The following is a 4,196-nucleotide window of genomic DNA, read 5'->3' on the forward strand; positions in this document are numbered from 1 at the left end:
AATCTGAGTCACATCTGCGGAATGTGGGTTTCAACTTTTTACAATAGGTTTTATCCCTTTCTTTCTTTGCGTCTTTGCGCGAAAAAAACTCTGTTACAAAACAGAAGATTTATTTTCTGTTGTTTGAATAAAGGTTTGAAAATTCCCATTGGGTGTCCATTGAATAGCACCATCTTTACCAGTAAAGAAAAGTTTTGTTTCTCCTTTACTTAATGAAGATAATGTTTTGTTATCTAGATTATTAGCAGGAGAGATAGCTATCTGTGGTTTGAGTGCTAAAACTAAATCTTGTAAAGATTCTGGTGGACACCACAACACTTGGGGAGAAGATAAATCCCCACTTTTAACCAATTCTGCAATTTGTTGAGACTTAATATTACCTACTAATAACCAGTTCTGATTGAAAATTTGTAATTTTAAAATCGGCACTTGATCATTAATTAATTGTGCTGTCATTGTGGCATTATTTATAAGTTGACCAAGTGCTAAATTTTGATAGATTCCTTGCTGTTTTTGGAGTTGCTGTTGCAGTAATTGAATTCCAATATTATCTTCTAACTTGGGAGTATATTCATACAAATTCTTAATTGGTAAACTTTGCATAATTTCTAACCAAGCATCATTAGTATAACCTGTAAACTTACTAGCGATCGCCCAATTAATCTGATTTATCCCTTGCTGTCTCAAAAATGGTAAAATCGTAAATCTCCCCGTGCCTTCATTTCCCCCATTAATTACCGCAACATTCCCCCGATCTTGAATTACTAAAACAGGTTCAGTTCTAGTATCTAACAAAGTAATTCTCACCAAATTATTAGCAGAATGCCAACCAGGAACAAGCACCAAACCAACTGCCACTAAACCCGCAAACCACCAACGTTTTTGCCACCATTTGACCAACCAAGCTAAAATAATTAAAATATAGATAGTCAACATTTGCCAAATTGATATACTCCCAACCGCCACCAAACTGCCTGGTAAATTAGCAAAAAATTCCACCATTTGAATCAACCAATGGGTAGGGTAATATAAAAAACTGGCTAAAGTACCACCTAAATTTGGAGAAATCAAACTTACCAACCCGCTGATCATTCCCCCAATACTAATCACAGAAATAAATGGTGTTGTTAGAATATTTAGAGGCACACTATAAATAGGAATAACACTAGAAAACTCTAACAGTCGGGGTAAAGTCCATATTGTTGCTGCTAAAGGTACAGAAATTAAAGAAGCGATCGCAGGTGGTAGCCAATCTAAACGTTGCGTGATTGATGATGCAGTTACAATTAACCCCAGCGTCGCTAAAAAACTCAATTGAAAACCCAAATCCCAAATCCACAAAGGATTAAACAACAATAATAAAGTTGCCGCGATCAACAAAGATCCCAATTGCTTCACATTTCTTGACCAAGCCAACCCCACCAAAGCGGCAAAACCCATAATTACCGCTCTTAAAACCGCAGCTTGAAACCCTGATAAAAACAAAAAAGTAATTAATCCCAAACCACCAAGAGAAATCTGCGTAGCTTTATTCGCACGTTTTGTGAGTTGTAAAATCACACCCAAAATTAGAGAAGTTTGAAACCCAGAAGCAGCCAAAGCATGAGCTAAACCTGCCTTAACAAATAAATCGCGGATATCATAAGGTAAATCAACAGCCTTACTACCTAACACCATCGCACTGACAAGAGGTCCTTCAGGAACACCTAATAACCGAGCTTGCGATCGCCCAATCTTCTCACGAACTTGCCACCATCCCCAAGGATGTTCATCATCCAAAATATTAATCTGCCTACCAATTAAACCCGCAAAAGTCCCTTCCTGTCGCAGATATTTCTGAAAATCAAACCCACCCGGATTAGAAGCCGCAGTCGGTTTATACAAAAATCCAGTCACCGCAATTTGTTGTCCAGGATATAACCCAGTAGATTGCAACATCGGCACCGTTACATATAACCTACCCGTTACCCCCTTGGGAATCCCCATAGGCTTTTCACCAGCTTCCAGCAGCACCTTACTATCATTCTTCACCTCATCCAACTGAGTCGCAGCTAACCAAAATTGTCCCCGTTGACTACGAGTTACGCGGGGATTACTATCCACCACCCCCCGCACAATCACCAACTGTTCAAGATTACTATTATCCCCAGCCGCAAATTGACTAATATCCTTAATTCCCGGTTGAGGAACGCGCAATTGCCAATAAACACTAGCCAACAAACCCACGACACCAGCAATTAACCATATTCTCGGATGGGGAGTACCTATCCAGTTATTAATAACCGTCTTAGTTTTGCCAACAGCACCTTCTCTTTTCAGAGCAAACTTCCGCAGATTAGCATATATCCGGCGAAAGAAAACCGCCCCAACCACACCCAACAACAGAATCCACAAACCACCCCAAGGAATAGCCGTAAACAGCAAACCCAAAATATAACTAAGACAGATAATTATTCCACTCGTCTGCATCATAAAAATTTAATTGCCAAAGCACCCAGTTCAGAGAATACCGCATAAATATTTAACCTGCTTGGGAAAGATATAATTCATCTTTAGCAACTTTGGCAATCACAACATCACAAAGAAATCCCCAAATTAAACCCTAAAACAGCATGAACAAACATAATCAAAAGTGCTGTGCTTCCTAAATAAGCATGAACCACACGCAACCCAGCCTTATCTCCAAAAAATCCACTCAGAGAAATTACACCATTAATCAATAACAGTATCAACACCAGCGAACCAGTCCAAAAATGAGGACTTTCAAACAATGGTTTTTGCTGCATCACCAACGACAAAACCCCACCAGTATAGCCACCTGCCAAAAATACAAACAACCAAGGAGCTAATTGACGATGGGCGTTACGACTTTGAATTGCTGCATCCTTCTCCAGCAACTTACCACGCCAACCTGTCACTCCCACAAAAGTCCCCATCACAAAAATCACAATTCCCATCATCGCCGGATGTCCCCAATGCACAACCGCTTCAGGAACGCCCAGAGAACGAAACCAACCCGCAATCGGTTCTAAAAATGCACTTACATTTATCATCTGACACACACCACTATTTTTAACATCAACTTTTGTTGTATTTCCACCCCGTGCAGGGGAGGATTAAAAAATTTTATGATCAATAGCGATCGCTATTGATCAACTAACCGTATCTTTCAACAACGGAAAACCTAGTTTTTCCCTTTGCTCAACATATAAATGAGCCACTTTCCTCGCCAAATGCCTAATCCTAGTAATATAGCGAGTCCGTTCCGTCACCGAAATTACCCCCCTAGCATCCAGTAAATTAAAAGCATGAGAACACTTAATCACATAATCCAAACTAGGTAAAACCAACCCTCGTTCCGTTAATTGACTAGCCTCCTGCTCATATAAACCAAACAAAGTCAGCAACATCTCAGGATTTGACGCTTCAAAATTATAAGTACACTGTTCAATCTCACCCTGAAGATGAACATCTCCGTAAGTAAGATTATCCGTCCACTGAATCTTAGTAATAGCCTCCACTTGCTGGAGATACATCACCAATCGCTCCAAACCATAAGTAATCTCAATAGACACCGGACGACAATCAATACCGCCACATTGCTGGAAATAAGTAAATTGAGTAACTTCCATCCCATCCAACCAAACTTCCCAGCCCGTACCCCAAGCCCCCACCGTCGCATCTTCCCAGTTATCCTCCACAAACCGAATATCGTGGTCTTCAGGACAAATCCCTAGCGCCCGTAGAGAATCCAGATAAATTTCCTGAATATCGTCCGGTGACGGCTTAATCAAAACTTGATATTGATAATAATGTTGAAACCGATTCGGATTTTCGCCGTAACGTCCGTCAGTAGGACGACGACAAGGTTCAACATAAGCCACAGCCCAAGGCTCAGGACCCAAAGCCCTTAAAAAAGTATGGGGATTTTTAGTACCCGCGCCTTTCTCCATATCATAGGGCTGGGCAATCAAGCAGCCGCGCTGTCCCCAAAACTGATGCAATATCGCTATTACCGACTGAAAATTCACTATCTACTTTTCCTTGAGTCAACAATTCCTAACCCATTGTGGACTAAACCCAGCATAGTGAGCAGTTTTCAGACGAATAAAAAACAAATTCAAAAAAAGTTTAAAAAAGTAGTTGACAAAGCAAAGCAAGTTCGATATATTAAATAAGTGCCTGAAGCGAAGCGA

Annotated in this window: 3 protein-coding genes; all 3 read right to left on the reverse strand. The window is 40.4% G+C overall.

Going from position 1 to position 4,196, the window contains the following annotated elements; all coding sequences use genetic code 11:
- Positions 1-93 precede the first annotated feature (93 nt).
- Positions 94-2,472 carry a ComEC/Rec2 family competence protein gene (locus tag FJR05_RS20605; RefSeq protein WP_168645845.1) on the reverse strand — a complete coding sequence of 793 codons (2,379 nt, stop codon included), beginning with the start codon at positions 2,470-2,472 and terminating at the stop codon, positions 94-96.
- A 104-nt stretch (positions 2,473-2,576) separates the two neighbouring features.
- Positions 2,577-3,053: a DUF4079 domain-containing protein gene (locus FJR05_RS20610; RefSeq protein ID WP_168645846.1), complete on the reverse strand. Its 477-nt coding sequence runs from the start codon at positions 3,051-3,053 to the stop codon at positions 2,577-2,579.
- Positions 3,054-3,152: 99 nt separating this feature from the next.
- Positions 3,153-4,031 (reverse strand): glycine--tRNA ligase subunit alpha, encoded by an 879-nt coding sequence (gene glyQ, locus FJR05_RS20615; RefSeq protein WP_168645847.1) that lies wholly within the window; start codon positions 4,029-4,031, stop codon positions 3,153-3,155.
- Positions 4,032-4,196: the final 165 nt, after the last annotated feature.

The sequence above is a fragment of the Dolichospermum sp. UHCC 0259 genome (assembly GCF_009711935.1).
Classification (GTDB): Bacteria; Cyanobacteriota; Cyanobacteriia; order Cyanobacteriales; family Nostocaceae; genus Dolichospermum.

Bases quoted from the DNA above. Each gene is read 5' to 3' on its own strand.
- FJR05_RS20605 (WP_168645845.1), bottom strand. From the start codon at position 2,472: ATGATGCAGACGAGTGGAATAATTATCTGTCTTAGTTATATTTTGGGT.
- FJR05_RS20610 (WP_168645846.1), bottom strand. From the start codon at position 3,053: ATGATAAATGTAAGTGCATTTTTAGAACCGATTGCGGGTTGGTTTCGT.